This is a genomic window from Klebsiella sp. JB_Kp004 (assembly GCF_040065795.1).
GTDB classification, from domain to species: Bacteria; Pseudomonadota; Gammaproteobacteria; order Enterobacterales; family Enterobacteriaceae; genus Klebsiella; species Klebsiella quasipneumoniae.
Map to the genome: position 1 here is coordinate 60,682 of NZ_JBEAKW010000008.1, position 18,119 is coordinate 78,800.

At 59.3% G+C, this 18,119-nt stretch carries 15 protein-coding genes; 5 read left to right on the forward strand and 10 right to left on the reverse strand.

Annotation, left to right across the window (positions count from 1 at the left end; all coding sequences use genetic code 11):
• Positions 1 to 126 precede the first annotated feature (126 nt).
• Positions 127 to 3,732, forward strand: a complete 3,606-nt coding sequence (uca, locus tag ABLX76_RS10600; RefSeq protein WP_348874487.1) for an urea carboxylase — start codon at positions 127 to 129, stop codon at positions 3,730 to 3,732.
• Complete coding sequence (atzF, locus tag ABLX76_RS10605; protein WP_348874488.1) at positions 3,729 to 5,525, forward strand: allophanate hydrolase; 1,797 nt, start codon at positions 3,729 to 3,731, stop codon at positions 5,523 to 5,525. Before uca ends, atzF begins: the two co-directional genes overlap by 4 nt.
• A gap of 42 nt (positions 5,526 to 5,567) precedes the next feature.
• Here the strand turns inward: atzF and ABLX76_RS10610 are convergent, their stop codons facing one another.
• Together ABLX76_RS10610 and ABLX76_RS10615 are read right to left on the reverse strand one after the other, a co-directional pair.
• Positions 5,568 to 6,206: a hypothetical protein gene (locus ABLX76_RS10610; protein ID WP_110237706.1), complete on the reverse strand. Its 639-nt coding sequence runs from the start codon at positions 6,204 to 6,206 to the stop codon at positions 5,568 to 5,570.
• A 124-nt stretch (positions 6,207 to 6,330) separates the two neighbouring features.
• Positions 6,331 to 6,996: an SDR family oxidoreductase gene (locus tag ABLX76_RS10615; RefSeq protein ID WP_110237705.1), complete on the reverse strand. Its 666-nt coding sequence runs from the start codon at positions 6,994 to 6,996 to the stop codon at positions 6,331 to 6,333.
• A gap of 104 nt (positions 6,997 to 7,100) precedes the next feature.
• Here ABLX76_RS10615 and ABLX76_RS10620 point away from each other — a divergent pair, with 104 nt between their 5' ends.
• The 3 genes from ABLX76_RS10620 (at position 7,101) to ABLX76_RS10630 (ending at position 9,854) form a co-directional block, all read left to right on the forward strand.
• Positions 7,101 to 8,021: a LysR family transcriptional regulator gene (locus ABLX76_RS10620; protein WP_110237704.1), complete on the forward strand. Its 921-nt coding sequence runs from the start codon at positions 7,101 to 7,103 to the stop codon at positions 8,019 to 8,021.
• A gap of 222 nt (positions 8,022 to 8,243) precedes the next feature.
• Positions 8,244 to 9,035 carry an HAD-IIB family hydrolase gene (locus ABLX76_RS10625; RefSeq protein WP_023289727.1) on the forward strand — a complete coding sequence of 264 codons (792 nt, stop codon included), beginning with the start codon at positions 8,244 to 8,246 and terminating at the stop codon, positions 9,033 to 9,035.
• 198 nt (positions 9,036 to 9,233) lie between these two features.
• Positions 9,234 to 9,854 carry a LysE family translocator gene (locus ABLX76_RS10630; protein WP_348874489.1) on the forward strand — a complete coding sequence of 207 codons (621 nt, stop codon included), beginning with the start codon at positions 9,234 to 9,236 and terminating at the stop codon, positions 9,852 to 9,854.
• Between the two features lie 60 nt (positions 9,855 to 9,914).
• Here the strand turns inward: ABLX76_RS10630 and ABLX76_RS10635 are convergent, their stop codons facing one another.
• The 8 genes from ABLX76_RS10635 to ABLX76_RS10670 are packed head-to-tail and all read right to left on the reverse strand — an operon-like array spanning position 9,915 to position 18,046.
• Positions 9,915 to 10,916 (reverse strand): HAD family hydrolase, encoded by a 1,002-nt coding sequence (locus tag ABLX76_RS10635; RefSeq protein ID WP_241515984.1) that lies wholly within the window; start codon positions 10,914 to 10,916, stop codon positions 9,915 to 9,917.
• A complete protein-coding gene (locus tag ABLX76_RS10640) occupies positions 10,913 to 11,926 on the reverse strand; it encodes an oxygen tolerance domain protein (RefSeq protein WP_289553480.1) in 1,014 nt (337 codons plus the stop codon). Before ABLX76_RS10640 ends, ABLX76_RS10635 begins: the two co-directional genes overlap by 4 nt.
• On the reverse strand, positions 11,923 to 13,437 hold the full coding sequence (locus tag ABLX76_RS10645) for a tetratricopeptide repeat protein (protein ID WP_348874490.1): 1,515 nt from the start codon (positions 13,435 to 13,437) through the stop codon (positions 11,923 to 11,925). The genes ABLX76_RS10640 and ABLX76_RS10645 overlap by 4 nt, the downstream gene beginning before the upstream one ends.
• Positions 13,434 to 14,411: a VWA domain-containing protein gene (locus tag ABLX76_RS10650; protein ID WP_348874491.1), complete on the reverse strand. Its 978-nt coding sequence runs from the start codon at positions 14,409 to 14,411 to the stop codon at positions 13,434 to 13,436. Before ABLX76_RS10650 ends, ABLX76_RS10645 begins: the two co-directional genes overlap by 4 nt.
• Positions 14,404 to 14,844 carry a DUF4381 domain-containing protein gene (locus ABLX76_RS10655; protein ID WP_348874492.1) on the reverse strand — a complete coding sequence of 147 codons (441 nt, stop codon included), beginning with the start codon at positions 14,842 to 14,844 and terminating at the stop codon, positions 14,404 to 14,406. The genes ABLX76_RS10650 and ABLX76_RS10655 overlap by 8 nt, the downstream gene beginning before the upstream one ends.
• On the reverse strand, positions 14,845 to 15,750 hold the full coding sequence (locus ABLX76_RS10660) for a DUF58 domain-containing protein (protein ID WP_348874493.1): 906 nt from the start codon (positions 15,748 to 15,750) through the stop codon (positions 14,845 to 14,847). It abuts the gene before it with no gap.
• Positions 15,750 to 16,754 carry a MoxR family ATPase gene (locus ABLX76_RS10665; RefSeq protein WP_032452882.1) on the reverse strand — a complete coding sequence of 335 codons (1,005 nt, stop codon included), beginning with the start codon at positions 16,752 to 16,754 and terminating at the stop codon, positions 15,750 to 15,752. The genes ABLX76_RS10660 and ABLX76_RS10665 overlap by 1 nt, the downstream gene beginning before the upstream one ends.
• Positions 16,751 to 18,046: an anaerobic sulfatase maturase gene (locus tag ABLX76_RS10670; protein ID WP_032452881.1), complete on the reverse strand. Its 1,296-nt coding sequence runs from the start codon at positions 18,044 to 18,046 to the stop codon at positions 16,751 to 16,753. Before ABLX76_RS10670 ends, ABLX76_RS10665 begins: the two co-directional genes overlap by 4 nt.
• Positions 18,047 to 18,119 lie beyond the last annotated feature (73 nt).

Sequence of the window (18,119 nt, forward strand, 5' to 3'; positions counted from 1 at the left end):
CGCCGTTCGCGCCGACCGCCTGAACCACACGCCGACGCGCCACCTTTAAGCGCCGGTTCTCCCGGGGACGACCTCAGGGGAAGACGAATTGTTGCGGGACGACCCGCTTCGCTGTGAGTTCCGCTTATGTTTGATACCTTACTGATTGCCAACCGCGGGGCGATTGCCTGCCGCATTCTGCGCACCCTGCGCGCCATGCAGGTGAAGGGCGTCGCCGTTTACGCCGAAGCCGACCTGAGCAGTCTGCACGTCCGCGAAGCGGATGAGGCGCTGAGCCTTGGCGAGGGGCCGGCAGCGCAAACCTATTTAGTCGTAGAGAAGATCATTGCCGCCGCGCGGCAGAGCGGCGCCCGCGCCATCCACCCCGGCTACGGCTTTCTGTCGGAAAACGCCGCCTTCGCCGAGGCCTGTGAGGCGGCGGGACTGGCGTTTGTTGGCCCGACCCCGCAACAGCTGCGAACCTTCGGCCTGAAGCATACCGCCCGCGCGCTGGCCAAAGCGGAGGGCGTTCCGCTGCTGGAAGGCAGCGACCTGCTGGCCGACAGCGAAGAAGCCTGCCGGGCGGCAGAGGCGGTGGGCTACCCGGTGATGCTCAAGAGCACGGCGGGCGGCGGGGGGATTGGCATGCGCGTCTGCCGCGACGCCCGCGAACTGAGCGAGGCGTTTGCCACGGTGCAGCGGCTGGGGCAAAACAACTTCAGCGACGCCGGGGTGTTTCTCGAAAAATATATCGAACGCGCCCGGCATCTCGAGGTGCAGATCTTCGGCGACGGGAAGGGGGCGGTTATCGCCCTCGGCGTGCGCGACTGCTCGCTGCAGCGGCGTAACCAGAAAGTGATTGAAGAGACGCCGGCGCCAAATCTGCCGGACGGGATGGCGCAGGCGCTGTGTAGCGCGGCCATTGCCCTCGGAAAAGCGGTGAACTACCGCAGCGCCGGGACGGTGGAGTTTGTCTACGACAGCGCGGCGCAGCGCTTCTATTTCCTCGAGGTCAATACCCGGCTGCAGGTAGAGCACGGCGTCACGGAGCAGGTGTGGGGCGTGGACCTGGTGCGCTGGATGATCGCCCTGGCGGCAGGGGATTTACCGCCGCTGAGCGAGCTGTCCGCCGGGCTACAGCCCCGGGGGCATGCCATTCAGGCGCGAATTTACGCCGAAGATCCTGGCCGTCAGTTTCAGCCTTCGCCCGGACTGTTAACCGACGTCTGGTTTCCGCCGGCGGACGGCGCTACCCTGCGCATCGACCGCTGGGTCGAGGCCGGCTGTGAAGTGCCGCCGTTTTTTGACCCGCTGCTGGCGAAAGCTATCGTCTGGCGCCCCAGCCGCGATGAGGCGATCGACGGCCTGGCGCAGGCCCTGGCGGAGACCCGCCTGTACGGCGTCGAAACAAACCGCCAGTACCTGCAGCAGATCCTTCGCTTTGCGCCGTTCACCGCCGGGGAACCCTGGACCCGCTGTCTGGAGCAACTGCGCTACCGGGCCGATACCGTGGAGGTACTCAGCGCCGGCACCCAGACCAGCGTCCAGGACTACCCGGGACGTCTGGGGTTCTGGGCGGTGGGCGTACCGCCCTCAGGCCCGATGGATGACCGGGCGCTGCGCCTGGGCAATCGTCTGCTGGGCAATGCCGAGGGCGACGCCGCGCTGGAGATCACCCTTAGCGGACCCACGCTGAAATTTAACACCGCGGTGCAGGCGGTGGTCTGCGGCGCGCCGCTGCCCGTAACGCTCGACGGCATCGACCAGGAGATGGACGGCGTCTTCTCTGTTCCGGCGGGGGCGACCCTCAGGCTGGGGGCGATAAGCGGGCCAGGCGTCAGAAGCTATCTCTGCCTGCGCGGCGGCATTCAGGTGCCGGACTACCTGGGCAGTAAAAGCACCTTTACCCTCGGTCAGTTTGGCGGCCACGGCGGACGGGCGCTGCGCGCCGGCGACGTGCTGCATCTTGCGCCTCCGGCTGAGACCATGGAAGGCGCGGCGCTTCCCGCAGAGTTGCGCCCTGAGCTTGCGGAAGTGCGAACGCTGCGGGTGATTTATGGCCCCCACGGCGCGCCGGAGTTCTTTGCCCCGGCGTATATGGCGACCTTTTTTGCCACCGACTGGGAAGTGCATTTTAATTCCAGCCGCACCGGCGTGCGCCTGATCGGGCCCAAGCCGGTCTGGGCCCGCGACAGCGGCGGCGAAGCCGGGCTCCATCCGTCGAATATTCACGACAACCCCTACGCGGTGGGGGCGGTGGATTTTACCGGCGATATGCCGGTGATCCTCGGGCCGGACGGCCCAAGCCTCGGGGGCTTCGTCTGCCCGGTCACGGTGATCGAAGCCGATCTCTGGCAGCTGGGCCAGCTTAAGGCGGGGGATAAGGTGCGCTTTGTGGCGATTGACGTCCCCACCGCCCGGCGGCTGGCGGCAGGCCGTCGCGCAGAGCTGGCGACCCTGCAGGCGCAGGACGTTGCCTGGCAGCCTGTGCCGCTCACCTCGCCGGTGGTGATGACCTGCGGCGACGCTGACAAACGCCTGGTGGCGCGCCTCTCCGGCGATACCCACCTGCTGCTGGAGGCCGGTGAGGCGGAGCTGGATCTGGTGCTGCGCTTTCGCATCCATGCCCTGATGCAGGCCCTTGAGGGGCAATCCCGGGACGGGATCATCGATATCACGCCGGGGATCCGCTCTCTGCAGCTCCATTTCCAGCCGGAAACGCTGGCGCTGGATACGCTGCTGGCATGGGTCCGCGGGGAGTGGGCCACGGTCTGCATGAGCGACGATCTGCAGGTTCCAACACGGGTGGTGCATCTCCCGCTCTCCTGGGACGATCCGGCCTGCCGCAAGGCGATCGACAAATATATGACCACCGTCCGCCCGGACGCCCCCTGGTGCCCAAGCAACCTCGAGTTTATTCGCCGGATAAACGATCTCCCGGATGAGCAGGCGGTGTGGCAAACGGTGTTTGACGCCAGCTATCTGGTGATGGGGCTCGGCGATGTCTATCTCGGCGCGCCGGTGGCCACGCCCCTTGATCCGCGCCATCGGCTGGTCACCACCAAATACAACCCGGCGCGAACCTGGACGGCGGAAAACTCGGTGGGCATCGGCGGAGCGTATCTGTGCGTTTACGGCATGGAAGGTCCGGGCGGCTATCAGTTTGTCGGCCGCACCCTGCAGATGTGGAATCGCTATCACGAGGTGGCCGATTTTGCCGGCAAGCCCTGGCTGCTGCGCTTTTTCGACCAACTGCGTTTCTATCCGGTCTCGGCGGAAGAACTGCTGGCTATTCGCCGCGATTTCCCGCTCGGACGCTACCCGCTGCGCATCGAGCACAGCACGCTGCGGCTGGCGGAGTACCAGCAGTTTCTCTCTCGCGAGGCGCAGAGCATTAGCGCATTTCGCGACCATCAGCAGCGGGCGTTTAACGACGAGCGCGAGCGCTGGATCGCCAGCGGCCAGGCCCATTTCGACAGTCAGGAGAGCGCGACAGAAGAGGCGGGCGATGCGCCGCTGCAGCCGGGGGAGCAGGGGGTGGAAAGCCCGGTATCCGGTAATCTGTGGCAGGTACAGACCGCGGCCGGCAGCCAGGTACGCGCCGGCGATGTGCTGGTGGTGCTTGAGTCGATGAAAATGGAGATCCCGCTGCTGGCGCCGTGCGATGGCAGGGTTCAGCAGGTCAATGTGCAGCCAGGCAGCGCGGTACGTGCCGGGCAGCGGGTGGCAGTGATTATTGAGGAGAAGGCATGATGCAGCAGACGTTTGATTTACGCCTGGCGACTCTGGCGGCGAACTATCGTAACGGCCACACCACCCCGCGCGCGCTGCTGGCGGGGATCCGCCAGCGGGCGCAAGCGCTGGATCCCGAGTTTAATCTGTTTATCCATCTCCTGAGCGAAGCGGAGCAGGCGCCGTTTCTGGCGGCGCTGGAAGGCCATTCGCCAGACACGCTCCCTCTGTACGGGGTGCCGTTCGCCATCAAAGATAATATTGACCTTGCGGAGATCGTCACCACTGCCGCCTGTCCGGCGTTTGCTTACCGGCCGACGCAAAGCGCGACCATTGTCGCACAGCTGATTGCCCTGGGGGCGGTGCCGGTGGGCAAAACCAATCTCGATCAGTTTGCCACCGGCCTGAACGGGACCCGTTCGCCGTATGGTCGCTGCCGCAACGCGTACCATCCCGCTTATCCCTCCGGCGGCTCCAGCGCCGGCTCGGCGCTGGCGGTAGCCCTGGGCGTCGCCAGCTTCGCGCTGGGGACCGACACCGCCGGCAGCGGTCGCGTCCCGGCCGGGCTGAATAACCTGGTGGGCCTGAAAGCGACGAAAGGGGTGATCTCCACCGCCGGGGTGGTGCCGGCCTGCCGCACGCTGGACTGCGTGACCTTTTTCAGCGCCACCGCCGACGAGGCCAGCCAGCTGCTGGCGCTGGTTGCCCGGGCCGATCCGCAGGATAGCTACAGCCGCCGCAATCCCCAGTGGAACAGTCGTCAGGCCTTCGGCAGGCCGTCCGCCGGGTTTCGCTTTGGCGTCCCGCAGGAGCTTAACTTCCTCGGCTGCCGCGCCAGCGAAGCGCTGTTCGCCCAGGCCGTGCAGCGGCTGACGGCGCTCGGTGGGGAAGCCGTGGCAATCGATTTTGCGCCTTTTCTCGCCGCCGCCCGCCTGCTGTATGACGGGCCGTGGGTCGCTGAACGCTATGCGGTGGCTGGCCCGTTGATTGAGCAGCAGCCGGACGCCGTGCTGCCGGTCATTCGCGACGTGCTGGCGAAAGCGCCTGATATCGACGCGACGGCGACCTTTAAGGCGATGTATCAGCTGCAGGAGTATAAAGCGCAGTGCGATGCCATCCTCGAGACGCTGGACTGCGTGCTCACGCCAACCTTTCCGCGGCCGGTAACGCTGGACGAGCTGGCGGCGGAGCCCATCGCCCGCAACGCCGACCTGGGCTACTACACCAACTTTATGAACCTGCTGGACTATGCGGCGGTGAGCGTGCCGTGCGGGTTTATGCCCGACGGACTGCCCTCCGGCGTCACGCTGTTCGGCCGGGCCTTTACCGATCAGTATTTGCTGAGCCTGGCCGACGCCTTCCAGCGCGCGGAGCGGCTGCCGCTGGCAGGCGGCGCGCGGCTGGAGAGCCCGCCGCCTGCGCACCCCGCGGGCCATGATCGGATGGCCCTGGCGGTATGCGGCGCCCACCTGACCGGCCAGCCGCTGAACGGTCAATTGCTGGCGCGGGGCGGCCGGCTGCTGCAGGCGACCCACAGCGCGCCGCGCTATCGGTTGTATGCCCTCCCGGATGGCAAGCGCCCGGCGATGGTGCGTGACGAACCAGAGGGGGCCGCGATAGCGGTGGAAGTCTGGGCGATCCCCAGCGCTGAGGTGGGGTCGCTGCTGGCCGCCATCCCCGCGCCGCTGGGGCTGGGACAGATTGAGCTGGCGGACGGCCGCTGGGTGACAGGCTTTATCTGCGAAGCCGGGGGGCTGGGCGCGGCCACCGAGATCACCGCCTGGGGCGGCTGGCGCCAGTGGCTGGCCAGGTAAACGGAACACCCTCTGCGGTAGCGCCGCAGAGGGAACCCTCGCTTATAGCGGGCTGTTCTCATCGAGCCGGGTGACGCTCCAGACGCGGGCGTGCGTGTCATCAATGCGATAGTAGCTTTTCACGCTTGCCGTACCGCCGATGGCGTAGCCCACCAGAGCCACAATGTTGAGCTGATGCCCCTGCTTATCGGTAAACGCATAATATTCATCCAGCACATAGCCGCTGGCGCTAGCCGCTGATTCCAGACGATCGTCCCTGGCTTTCAGGTCCGGGGTATAGTCCGCGATGGTTTTCCCCACAAAGTTTTTGGCGACGTCCTGCTTTTCGTCAACGCTGACGATAAACGCCGCGCTGGCAGGAAAGTGCTGAACCACGTCAGCCAGGGGCGGTTTCGGCGCGGCAGAGGGGAATAACGTGTGATCGATAGTGTAGGCCTGTAGCCAGCAGGAGAATAACGCCGCTTCCGCCGCACGGCCATCCGGGTCGGAAAGTCCGGGCAGCGCATCGACGGTCTCTCCCGCTTTACGCAGCGCAATGAAATCGGCACAGGAAGAGACCCGTGCCTGATTCTGGTCACTCAGCACCAGCGTCAGAGGAGACTGGTTTATCTCAAGCTCGCCCGCCGCCAGCACCGGCGTGCTCAACAATAACGTCACCGCCATACCGATAAAATATTTCATCACATAGCCTCCATGAATATCGACGTATCCTGATCCGAGGTGACAGGGAAAGCAAGCGATGGATGATGTCTTTTCCACATGTCCGGGCGATGCCTCCCGGACGCCGAGCGACGGCCGGGGAAGGTTACTGATGGTGTGGGGCGGGATAAAACGCTTCCGCTGTCCATTGCGCTGATGGCTGGCGGTATTGCTGCCAGAACAGTTCGGCAATCTCCCGGGCTTCGGCGGAACCCGGCGTGACGTACGCCCCCACCGTCACGATGGAAAGATGAATATTCTGCGCTTTTAATAACGGAAAAAGGCCATGCGTCAGGTTAAGCAGCCCGGCTTTGCCGACGCTCAGCGTCAGATACTCCGGATGAGGCTGAGTGGCAAACATCCCGCCAGTCAGCAGGATCGCGCCTTCTCCACGCGCGGCCATCAGCGGAGTGACCGCTTTGATGGCGGCATATACCGCGCCAATATTGGTGGTGAGATCCTGGATGAAGCCTGCCACCGACTGGGTCTCCAGATTACCGTCATGCATGGCCGCGGCGTTGAAGTGCAGCACATCCACGCCGCCGGTCTCCACCTCTACCTCGCGAATGAGTTCCACGATACTGGTGATATCGCTGGCGTCCGCCACGCGGCCTTCCGCGGCTAATCCAGCCGCTCTCAGTTGGTCGGCCTGCGCCGCCACATAGTTTTTATTGCGTGAGGACAGCACCACCCGGAATCCCTCACCAGCAAATCGTGAGGCCGTCGCCATTCCCATCCCAGGACCGGACCCGATACTCAAAAACGTTTTCATGTGCTTCTCTCACTGTAGTTTGCAGAGCCGCTATGTTAATACCCTGGCAGATCGCTGATAATCAGCCTTATTTGCAAATGATTAATGTGCTGGGTGCAGGAATCATGTTCGATGATTTTGAAGAGCTGATGGCGTTTGTCTGTGTGGCCGAGACAGGGAGTTTTATCGGGGCCAGCCGCAGGCTGGCTCGGGATGCGTCGGTCATTTCCCGCCGGGTTAGCCACCTCGAGAAAAAACTGGGCGTCCGGTTGCTGGTGCGCACTACCCGTAGCGTAACGCTTACCGAAGCCGGAACCTGGTTTTTGCAGCGCGCCCGCGCGGCGCTGGATGAGCTCAGCGCCGCCAGCCGGGAGGTGGGGGACTTTGCTGCCACCCCGCAGGGAACGTTGCGGGTTTCGCTGCCGGTGACCTTTGGCCGGGAGCTGATTGCCCCGGTGTTTCCTGATTTCCTGCAGGCGTATCCGGATATTCGCCTGGATGCCCATTTTCTCGATCGACGGGTCGATATTGTCGCGGAAGGGTTTGATGCGGTGGTTCGCCTGGGGAGCGTGCGGGACAGTACCTTAACCGGGCGCGAGCTGGGGGCGTTTAGAAGTCAGCTGATTGCTTCGCCGGCCTATCTGCAACGCTTCGGTGAGCCGACTCATCCTGAGCAACTGGCAGCCCATCGGTGCCTTGGCTTTACCCACCATCCGGACTGGCCCTACTGGATCCTCGAAAATGGTCGTGAGCATATCCAGGTGACGCCAGCCGGCCCCCTCACCACCAATATCAGTGAAGCGCTGCTGACGGCGGTCATTCGGGCAACCGGGATCGCACTGCTGCCGGGGTGGATGGTTAGCCAGGCGGTGCAGCGCGGAGAACTGGTCCGCGTGCTGCCCGACTGGCGTAGCGCGGCGAAGGTCAGCGTTTATGCCCTGATGCCGCCCGGCTCGCTGGTTCCCGCCAAGACCCGGGTATTTATCGACACGCTATGCCATCAACTGGCGTCATCCCCGCTGTGGCAGGACGAATTGAAGCGATAAGCAGGGGGGGCCGATTGCGCAGATCGTTGATGGAGAAGGGCCTCGAAGTGTTCCTGCTGAATGTACGGAGCAATAAATTTATCCTCGGACAGATAATGCCCTGGCGGACTTTCTTCGTGCAGTGAGAAGGTTTAATCACTCGAATTAATAGTGAATATCAAATGCTAAATTGATATTAACGTTTATCAAGAAAGCCATTAATATCACCAGTATGGAGGGATTATGAATTTAATTGATAGCGCTAAGAATGAAGAGCTACGGAATATTCGTTTTGTTTTAACTGATATGGATGAAACGCTGACCTATAAGGGCAGACTGCAGGCCAGAACCTATCAGAGTCTGGAAATGCTACAACATGCGGGCATTAAGGTTATTCCGGTAACGGCGGCCTCTGCCGGGTGGGCCGATCAGATGGCGAGAATGTGGCCTGTTGATGGGGTCATCGCTGAAAATGGAGGATTATTTCTTATCAGAAATAACGTCGGTGAGGGTATTAACAGGTATTTCTGGCATGAAGACAACTATCTTCTTAATCGAAAAAACATCAGCCATATTCTTATCAAGATTCGCCAGAAATACCCCTGGGTTGAGGTTTCTGACGATCAGGATTTTCGCCTGACGAGTATTGCTTTCAAACTTCCCAAAAATCATGAGCAGACCAAACAACTTATTGACGAATTAGTGGAAAATAAGTGCAGCTATACCATTAATAATTTATGGGTACTGGGGTGGTTAGGGGGATATGACAAACTCGTCATGAGCAGAAAGGTGTTAAAGCAGTTTTATGCACTGGAAGAATCTGATGAACAAGCATCGGTTTTCTACAGTGGTGATTCGCTCAATGATGCACCTATGTTCAGTTACTACAGCAAAACGTTGGGAATGAACACGATCAATGACATAGCGCAAGTTATACCATCATTGCCTCGCTGGATAAGTCAATTTCCAGGTGGTGAAGGGTTTGTCGATGGCGCGAACAGAATTTTAAATGCTAAAAGGGCAAGCATCAGTTAAGTTGCCTTCTCCGCTCTGACAGAATTAAACCGGCTCCGTTCGTTGCAACAGGTCCGGTTGTTGTATGTGTCAGATAGAGAGCTTCATGTGGGGTACTTCCCGTTATCCAGGCGGAACGCCATTCACCTTGAATGGCTCATCATTCTTGTTGCAAAAATGTGAACACTTCAGTAGCCTTGTCTCTTTCGGAGACAGGAAATGCTCGTCACTGATTCACTTCTGGCTTACACCCTTGCTGCCACTCTGCTTACCCTGACGCCAGGTCTGGATACCGCGCTTATACTGCGCACGGCGACTGCTGAAGGCGGGCGCAAAGCCTTGCATGCCGCGTTAGGTATCGATCTCGGGTGCTTTATCTGGGGGGCGCTGGTGGCCTTTGGTTTGGGCGCGCTGCTGGCGGTTTCTGAGCTGGCTTATACCTTATTGAAATGGTGCGGCGCGGGCTACCTTTGTTGGCTGGGCATCCAGCTGCTTCTGCGTCCGCGCCAGCAATTTAACAGCAATCCGGCAGCGGCAACCGCCACGAGTAACTGGTTTCTGCGTGGGATGTTGGAAAATGTGCTTAATCCCAAAATGGGCGTCTTCTACGTTTCGTTTTTACCTCAGTTTATCCCGGCGGGGCATTCCCCCATCACATGGACCTTTCTCCTGGTTACTATCCATGTATTGATTGGTACGCTGTGGTCGTTAACCCTGATCACCGCCACTCGCTATGCCGCCGGTATCCTGAAAAAAACGGCGGTAGTGAAATGGATGGATCGAACGACCGGCTGCCTGTTTCTGCTTTTTGCGGCGAAGCTGGCGATGAGCCGCCGGTAATAAAACAGGGGCCTTTGCCCCTGTTTTTGCGCTTTGCTCAGCTATCTTGAGGTACAGGCTCTACGATCCCGGCTGGGTCACACACTGTGCCGGATCAAACACCGTTTTCCAGTCTTGCTTCATATCAACGACGGTCCAGCCATGCGCTTTTGCCTGCGTTAATCCATCAACCAGCTTTCCGCTGGCTGGAGGATGACTATCATAGGCATATTCACGCACGGGATCCGTATGATGCACCAGAAGGCCAAAGGATTTGACGTCAGGATTGGCGGCGGTGTACTGCAGCATGGCGAGATCGCCATCGCTATTGCCAAATGCCGCGACAGGGCGCTGGCCCATGAAAAGGTGGATCGCCACGGGTTTATTGGCTGCATCGTCATTGAAGGCCCCCGACATTGTCTTGGTAATTTTTGTCCCTTCATCAGATAACGCGAATTCGCCAAGCGAAAACGACCCGATCACTTGTTCAGGTGGAATACCGTACATCTTTTGCGACAGTACGCGCATAAAATCGATACCGCCGCCGGAGACAATCCAGGTTTTGAAACCGTTAGCCCGCAGATATTCCAGAAGCTGACGCATCGGCTGATATCCCATCCGATCGTACTGGCAGCCAAAACGCGGGTCCTTATGCGATGAAACCCAGTTAGCAACGCGCTGATTAAAGTCATCAGTCGTCATGCCGCTGTGCGTCAGCGATAAAAGATGAATAAGCCCTTTTTCGCCGGAAGCGGCGACAGTTTTGATATCGTCTTTCAACACGGCCTGCACCAACGCGTCGCTAGACCACTCCTGGTGTTGCGGGGCCAGACGTTTGATCTCATCCAGCACGAACCGGATCTGAAACGTCAGCGGTGCTTCTGGCCACAGGGTGCCATCATTATCAAATACGACGTAGCGTTTTTCGGCCGGAATAAACGTTGAGCGGTCTGGGTTGGTGGCACCTTGCACCCATTCTTCAATGGCGCGCTTGGCTGCCGTATCGTTCCATGCTGAGAGTGGATCTGCCACTGCGTTGCCGCAGAGGGCGAATAAAGTCAGAGCGATTAACGTACGCTTCATCGTGAACTCCTGTTATCCGGGGTCTGTCCCGGTAGCGAAAGTGGCTGCCAGAATCGGCGCCAACGGTGAGATAAGTAACGCGCGCTACGCAGTAAAGTGCGGCGGAAAATAAACATCAGCATGAGTAACGCGAGGCCGCCTGCGAGCATTAACGCATTCTGCCGGGTCAACGTGCCACGATCGCCCTTTAACGAAGATTCCGCACCGGCCGAGCGCGAAGCGGCAATCCGGTAGGTGCTGCCGGGGAGTTCAGCGGTTTGCCACTGCTGATGGGTTGTATCCCACCACCGCAATTTGATCGGCGGCAGCGTGACTTCCCCCGCAACAACAGGCAAATAGCGGAGCGTTTCCACGCGTTCCGCGCCTTCAAGATCCCCCCGACCCGAAGTCAGCAGACGATTTTCAGGCGGCAGACGCTGGGTATGGGTGCCGCTGATAGCATAGAGCAGCGGTGGGATTTGGGCGGGCATCACCTCCGTGGCTCGGACGGTGACGACGCGTTCAATAACGTCGCCGGCACGCAGCGTTTTATCTTTACCACTACGGTAAATATTGACCTTCTGGCTGAGCGAGAGACCTGAAGCGGGCAGGAAACGGTCTGGCTGTTCAATTCCTTGCGGCCAGTTAACCTGCGTTTCCAGCGCCGGTAGTTTGACCGTCACGGGCGCCTGTCCGGAGGCGGTTAACGTCATTTCAAAAGCCGGTAAACGCAGCTTACCTGCATCCCAGGCAGTGAGCTGGCGTTCCATGCGCACGCCGCTCCAGCTGGTTCCCTCGGCGTGACGGGTCAGCAGCTGATTGGGTTCGGCTTTGCTCGAGATATCGCCATTTTCAACCGGGAAACCGGGCCACTGCGGCGGCGGATTAAACCATGAATCCGTCCAGAACGTCACCGCCACGCGCACCGGTTGGCCTGGGACAACGTGTTCGGGAGCGACCAGCTCGCGCGTGACCGTCATGGCTGCCTGACAGGGAATCGCCGCCACCAGAATTAACCAGATAAGTTTCATTGGCCTTCTCCTGACTGAATCCGGTAGAGACTTTCCAGCAGCCCTGAAGGCGAAACGGTCAGATTTTCGTACCACTGATTCACCTGCGGATTCCCTCCAGCAATGGGCTGAATGTCCTTTTGTTCAACGCCATCGTCGGGTTTCAAATCATGCTTAATTTCATCAGGTTTGTAATCGGCTTCTTCACCTTGCGCCGACTTTTTCTCGCGTTCTTTTTGCCGCAGTTGCATGATGATCGCGGCGATTTTGGCGCGGTTCCCCTGGGCCAGCTTCCAGTCCGGGCGCAGACTTAACGCCCGGTCATAGCTGTTTAGCGCCTGCTGCCACTGTTTTTGCTGGGCATAACTATTGCCTGTCCAGAGCAGGGTTTCCGGGGTTTGTTGCGCCTGGCGGAACGCGGCGGTAGCGGCGGGGTAATTGCCCGCCCGATACCATGCAATACCTTGCCGGAGCGGGTCGCTATAATGCTGGGCCGCGCGGGCATAATCCCCCTCGGCAAAGGCACGCTGACCCTGCACATCGGGGCTTATCCAGGCATCCAGCCAGGCGGCATGGCCGGATGGCTGCCAGAGCAGCAGCGGCGCGATTAAAATCCAGCAAAAGAGCTGGCGTCGCCAGATAAACAGCATGACGAGCATAGGTATCGCCAGCATCCAGCCATCGTTACGCCAGTGTAAATCACTCCGGGCATTGTTCTGCGCGGTGACACTTTGTTGAATATGGCTCTGTATCACGGGCAGATCGTCATCATCGGTGGTCACCAGCGTGACGGGGATCCCCTCGTCTCGCACCTGCTCGAAGCGTTTAACATTCAGTCGCGTATCGGTTTCACTGGCGGCATATTTTTCAGGCAGCGCGCCCCCCTGAGCGGTTCCCGGCACCCAGATCTGCAGCGGTGTCTTTTGTGTGCCTAGCCATCTGGCGTCATCCGCACTTAGGTTATCCGCCACCAGAATAATGCTGCGCGGGGCGGTGGGCATATTATGCATGGCCAGTGAGATGGCATGCTGAAGTCCGGAACCCTCGCCAGACGGTAATAACGCGGGGGTTTGCGCATGCAGGAATAGCGAATAAAACGCCGTATCGACAGTGAGCGGGGTGGTTAGCCAGGCACCGGAGTTATACACCACCAGGCCAAATCGGGTACCCGGCATGCGCTCCATGAGGGACAGGATTTTGGTCTGCATCCTCTGATGGCGGCTGGGAGGCAGATCGCTGGCAAACATGGCGGTATCCTGTTGCAAAATCACCATCACGTTACTTTCCGTCGTCAGCGCGGCGGGAAGCTGACGCTGCCAGCTTGGGCCAGCCAGCGCGATGAGGCCAAGCATCGCCAGCCATGGCAGTACGCGGGTGAGCTTGCGCTGCCGCCCGACGATCAGCGCTTTCGCCAGCGGCTTGTCCATGATGCGCGACCAGGCGCTATGCCCGGCGGAGGGTAACCACCACAGCGCGATGGCCGGGATCAGCAGCAGCAAACGCCAGGGGTATAAAAAGTGAAAATCACTCATGCCGCTCTCTCCCTGAACGCGCGATACAGATTAAAGGTCAGCAACAGAAGCAGTGCGGCGGCAAGCGGCCAGGCAAAAAGCGGTATACGCCACGACCAGCCGATGCTTTTTACCTGCACTGGCGTAATCGCGTCAATTTCTTGCCAGACCGCATCCAGCGAAGCCCCGCTATTCTCTGCCGTCCAGGCGCGCCCGCCGGTGGTGCGAGCTATATCCTGTAAAAGAGCGACATCCACTTTGTCATCGCCGTCGCTGTTCACGTCGCCAAAGGCGATGGTGTGAACCTGTACGTGATGACGGGCCGCCAGCTGAGCGGCGAGGCGAGGGGTCAGTTGTGACGCGGTGTCGTTACCATCGGTCAAAAGGATGGCTAATTTACTGGCGTCAGTATCGCCGCTGGAATCCAGCAGTTTCACCGTGACGCCCAGCGCGTCGCCAATCGCCGTCTGTTGTCCCGCCATGCCAGGCGCAAGCTGATTGATACGGGTTTCCAGCGCCTGTTTATCCTCACTGACGGGCGCGAAGGGCCAGGCGCTGTTGGCAAAAATCACCAGCCCGATACGATCGGATTTACGAGCCGCTACGAATTTTTTAACGGAGCTTTGTACCGCCTGCAGACGGGTGATACCGCCCGTGACGTCGTTTTTCTCCATAGAGCCGGAAACATCAAGAATCAGCATAATATCGCGCATCGGTTTTTCAGTATGCTGCGGCGGGGCAAGTAATTCCGGGCGGGCGAGGGCGCAGACCAACAGCGACCATACCAGCCAGAACAGCCAGGTGGATTGCTTCCCGCCATGTGCAGGTTGGTTGTTAAGCTGGAGTTCATTAATCAGCCCAGGCAAAAAAGGAACCCGGACATACTCTTTCAACGAGCGCTCTTTGGCCATCACAAAGCGACTTGCCAGCGGCAGGATCAGTAGCAGCCAGGCCCACGGCCAGGCGAACGCCAGACGTGAGAAGAAGTCAGACATGGGGTAATCCTTCAAGCCAGGAGCGAAGCTGCATACGCAGCCGTTCGGTATCGCCATCACTGAGCTGGTTCTCTGGCTGACAGAAGCGTTCGCACAGCTGCTGGCGTAACGCGTCATCCAGCGGGACGTTTTGCAACCATTGGGCAGGATCCAGCGCGCCGCTCACTTGCTCCCGCGGCTGATGCACCAGCAAAATACGTTTCATCAGCAGCAGCCAGCTGTCTACCGTTTGCGGTTGAGCGAGAGCCGCCAGCGCCTGGCGACGCCACAGGTTTCGCCGCCATCTGGCGATGCGGATGATGAGATAAATGAGCAACAGGGCGAGCAGGATACCGCCCAGTACAAACCATCCCGGCGGTAGGGGAAACCATGACGGTGAATCGGGAAGAACCGGTTCCGCCAGTTCGGGTACCGTAAATCCTTTCTCCAGCATCTATACCTCTTTTTGAAGCTGTCTGACTAGATCCCCGGCGACGACAATCTGCTTCACCTGCACGCCAAGTCGCGTGAGACGAGACGCCTGGGCTGAGAGTCGCGCCGTGATGCTTTGTTTGATGCCGTCCTGTAGCGCAGGCGAGAGCGAAAAGGCCGCCTCTTGCCCTTCATACCGGGCGGCCAGCCGCCCGTGTGCAGGCAGGCGCAAATGCAGATCGTCGAGGATCACGAATGCACTCACTTCCCCTCGACGGCGCAGGGCTGCCAGCAGCGCATCGCACTCGTTATCCAGATCGTGAAGGTCGCTGATTAACGCGACCCAGCAGCCGGTTGGAATTAACGGCAGAGAGTGGCGCAGAATGGTGGCCAGCGAAAGTGGGTCAGGCGTTTCCCGCGGATAAGTATCCGCCACGGCGTGGTTGTACTGCACAATATCGTCGAGAAATGCGGGAAGCGTACCGTTTGGCGCGCGGCATTTACGCAGAGAAAAGTCCCGATCGCCAAAGACAATGCCGCCTAAACGATCGCCGTCGTGCCAGCTGCGCCACGCCAGCAATCCGGCAGTTTTCGCTGCCGCGACGGATTTTGTCTGAACGCGCGTGGAAAAAAACATATCCCGTCGTTGATCAACCAGCAGAAAGACGGGGCGCTCTTTTTCTTCGTTATAAAGTCGGATCCACGGCGTACGCATGCGGGCAGTAGCCTGCCAGTCAATCAGCCGGACGTCGTCGCCGGGCTGATAACGACGCAGGCTGTCAAAGTTCAGCCCGCGGCCCTGCTGGCGTGATGTACGTTCACCCCCAAGCGCGCCAGGCGGGATCTGCCCTGGCGGATTGGCGATGGCTCGCGCCTCTGCGGCGAGCTTCAGCAGCGTTTCCCGGTCAATGCGAACGGCGCTACTCATTATGCCACCACGGCATCAAGCAGCATCCGCACGGCATCGTCCGGCGTGCAGTTATCCGCGCTGGCCTGGTAGCTGAGCATCAGACGATGACGTAATACCGCTGGGGCGATCTTTTTAATGTCTTCGGGCAGCACCGCGTCCCGGCCTTCCAGCCAGGCCTGCGCTCGCCCGCAGCGCTCCAGGGCCAGCGTGCCGCGAGGACTGATGCCAAACGTCAGATAACCGGCCAGCGTATCGCTCACCGACTGTGGATGACGACTTAAGTCTACCAGGTTGACGATATAATTTTCGACGGTCGGGGAGACGTGAATAGCGGAAATCGCCTGCCAGCATTCAGCGATTTCCTGCTGACTCAGCATGAGCGTATCGGTCTGTTCTGGCTGTGCTGATGCGGCACTCGTCAGTTGTTGATACTTTTTCTGCTGCTCGGCGCGCACCAGTTGCATCACTTTCTGTTCATTGTCTTTTGACGGATAGTGCACCAGTACCTTCATCAAAAAACGGTCCAGCTGGGCTTCCGGCAGAGGCCAGGTACCTTCCTGATCCACTGGGTTTTGCGTGGCCAGAACCATAAAAACACCGGGTAAAGGCCAGCTTTTGCCCGCCACGGTGACGTGACGTTCTTCCATGGCTTCGAGCAGCGCGGACTGCACGCGGGCCGAGGCGCGGTTGATTTCATCGGCGAGGATGATATTGCCGAACACCGGGCCGGGACGGAAGCGGAACTGATCCTCTTCACGGGTGGCGTTTTGCTGATAAATTTCGCTGCCGGTAATATCTGAGGGCAGAAGATCAGGCGTGAACTGAATACGACGGTAATCCCCCTCAACGTGGCGGGCAAGTTCGCGTACCGCGCGCGTTTTCGCCAGGCCCGGTAATCCTTCAAGCAACACGTGTCCGTCGCACAACAGGGCGACTATCAACATGCGCACCAGTTCTTCCTGACCGAGAACCTGTTCGTTCATGCGTTGCTCAAGCTGCAATAACTTCTCTCGATTTATCATCGGCGTAGCCCTGCAAAATCACGTTTAATTAAAGTGGCGATGCCCACCAGGATCGGCTCGGCATAGTTGAAAAAGGCCTTAATGCCCGGGCAAAGATAATTCAGTCCCAACTCGCCGTCCGGTGCGCGCACCAGGCGGTTTTTCGGGCATTCGCCCCAGCACAGCTTCAGATAAGGGCAGGCTTTACAGTAGTTGGGCAGCGTGTCGCGCTTGCCCATGCCAAACGCTTTCTGCCGTTCGGAGAAAGCCAGATGCGAAAGCTGAGCATGCTCAATGTTGCCGATCTGATATTCCGGGTAGACATAGTGATCACAGGAATAAATATCGCCATTTTTCTCAATCGCCAGCCCTTTTCCGCAGAATTCTGAGTGGGTGCAAATTTGCGCCGGCATTCCCATTGTCTGGGCGACCGCCGTTTCAAACAGATTGACCTGCACGCGGCCAAGGTCGTTATTCACCCACTCTTCAAAAACGGCAATCAGAAACGTGCCCCAGTCTTCCGGGTCAACCGACCAGTCGGTAACAATGGAGTCGAGGTCGCCGGGACGCGCGCGGCGGCTACCGGTGAGCGGGATGGCGTCATCCTGCCAGAATTGCGGCGCGGTTTGTTTGAAATCAACAGGTTCGACGCAGGGATTAAACTGTACATAGGTCGCACCCAGTTCGCGGGTGACGAAGCGGTACACTTCCAGCGGAAAGCGGGCGTTGGTCCGGTTTACCGTTACCAGCGCGTTAAATGGGACGCCGTGACGCTTCAGGGCCTCAACGCCCGCCATCACTTTGTCAAATGTCGGTTTGCCGCTACGGGTCACGCGATAGCGGTCATGCAGTTCTCGTGGGCCATCAATCGAGAGTCCCACCAGAAATTGATGTTCTTTTAGAAATTCAGCCCATTTATCGTTTAACAACACGCCATTGGTTTGTAAATCATTCTCGACACGCTGTCCGGGCTTCTGGTACTGCTTCTGAAATTTCACAACCTTCTGGAAAAACGCTAACCCCATCAGTGTGGGTTCGCCGCCTTGCCAGGAAAATACCACCTGGTCACCGTCCTGGCCGTCAATATACTGGCGAATGAAATTCTCCAGCACCTCGTCACTCATTCCGGTATGCCTGTCCTGATGCAGAAGCTCTTCTTTGTGCAGGTAAAAACAGTAGGAACAATCGAGGTTGCAGGTTGAGCCGGTTGGTTTAGCCATGACATGAAAGCGGCGCTTGTATTCTGGCCCTTTGCCGTCATATTTTTCCGCCGACGGAAGCGCCTTAACGGGTAGTGTGGTGCTGTACTTCATATAGCAGACCCCTGAACAGAAAAACAAACAAAGCGCAGATTGACTGCTCTTCAAAGCACGAACAGACTGCCGG

Excerpts from the sequence above, each read along its gene's own strand:
- uca (WP_348874487.1), top strand. The coding sequence starts at position 127 with ATGTTTGATACCTTACTGATTGCCAACCGCGGGGCGATTGCCTGCCGC.
- atzF (WP_348874488.1), top strand. The coding sequence starts at position 3,729 with ATGATGCAGCAGACGTTTGATTTACGCCTGGCGACTCTGGCGGCGAAC.
- ABLX76_RS10610 (WP_110237706.1), bottom strand. The coding sequence starts at position 6,206 with ATGAAATATTTTATCGGTATGGCGGTGACGTTATTGTTGAGCACGCCG.
- ABLX76_RS10615 (WP_110237705.1), bottom strand. The coding sequence starts at position 6,996 with ATGAAAACGTTTTTGAGTATCGGGTCCGGTCCTGGGATGGGAATGGCG.
- ABLX76_RS10620 (WP_110237704.1), top strand. The coding sequence starts at position 7,101 with ATGTTCGATGATTTTGAAGAGCTGATGGCGTTTGTCTGTGTGGCCGAG.
- ABLX76_RS10625 (WP_023289727.1), top strand. The coding sequence starts at position 8,244 with ATGAATTTAATTGATAGCGCTAAGAATGAAGAGCTACGGAATATTCGT.
- ABLX76_RS10630 (WP_348874489.1), top strand. The coding sequence starts at position 9,234 with ATGCTCGTCACTGATTCACTTCTGGCTTACACCCTTGCTGCCACTCTG.
- ABLX76_RS10635 (WP_241515984.1), bottom strand. The coding sequence starts at position 10,916 with ATGAAGCGTACGTTAATCGCTCTGACTTTATTCGCCCTCTGCGGCAAC.
- ABLX76_RS10640 (WP_289553480.1), bottom strand. The coding sequence starts at position 11,926 with ATGAAACTTATCTGGTTAATTCTGGTGGCGGCGATTCCCTGTCAGGCA.
- ABLX76_RS10645 (WP_348874490.1), bottom strand. The coding sequence starts at position 13,437 with ATGAGTGATTTTCACTTTTTATACCCCTGGCGTTTGCTGCTGCTGATC.
- ABLX76_RS10650 (WP_348874491.1), bottom strand. The coding sequence starts at position 14,411 with ATGTCTGACTTCTTCTCACGTCTGGCGTTCGCCTGGCCGTGGGCCTGG.
- ABLX76_RS10655 (WP_348874492.1), bottom strand. The coding sequence starts at position 14,844 with ATGCTGGAGAAAGGATTTACGGTACCCGAACTGGCGGAACCGGTTCTT.
- ABLX76_RS10660 (WP_348874493.1), bottom strand. The coding sequence starts at position 15,750 with ATGAGTAGCGCCGTTCGCATTGACCGGGAAACGCTGCTGAAGCTCGCC.
- ABLX76_RS10665 (WP_032452882.1), bottom strand. The coding sequence starts at position 16,754 with ATGATAAATCGAGAGAAGTTATTGCAGCTTGAGCAACGCATGAACGAA.
- ABLX76_RS10670 (WP_032452881.1), bottom strand. The coding sequence starts at position 18,046 with ATGAAGTACAGCACCACACTACCCGTTAAGGCGCTTCCGTCGGCGGAA.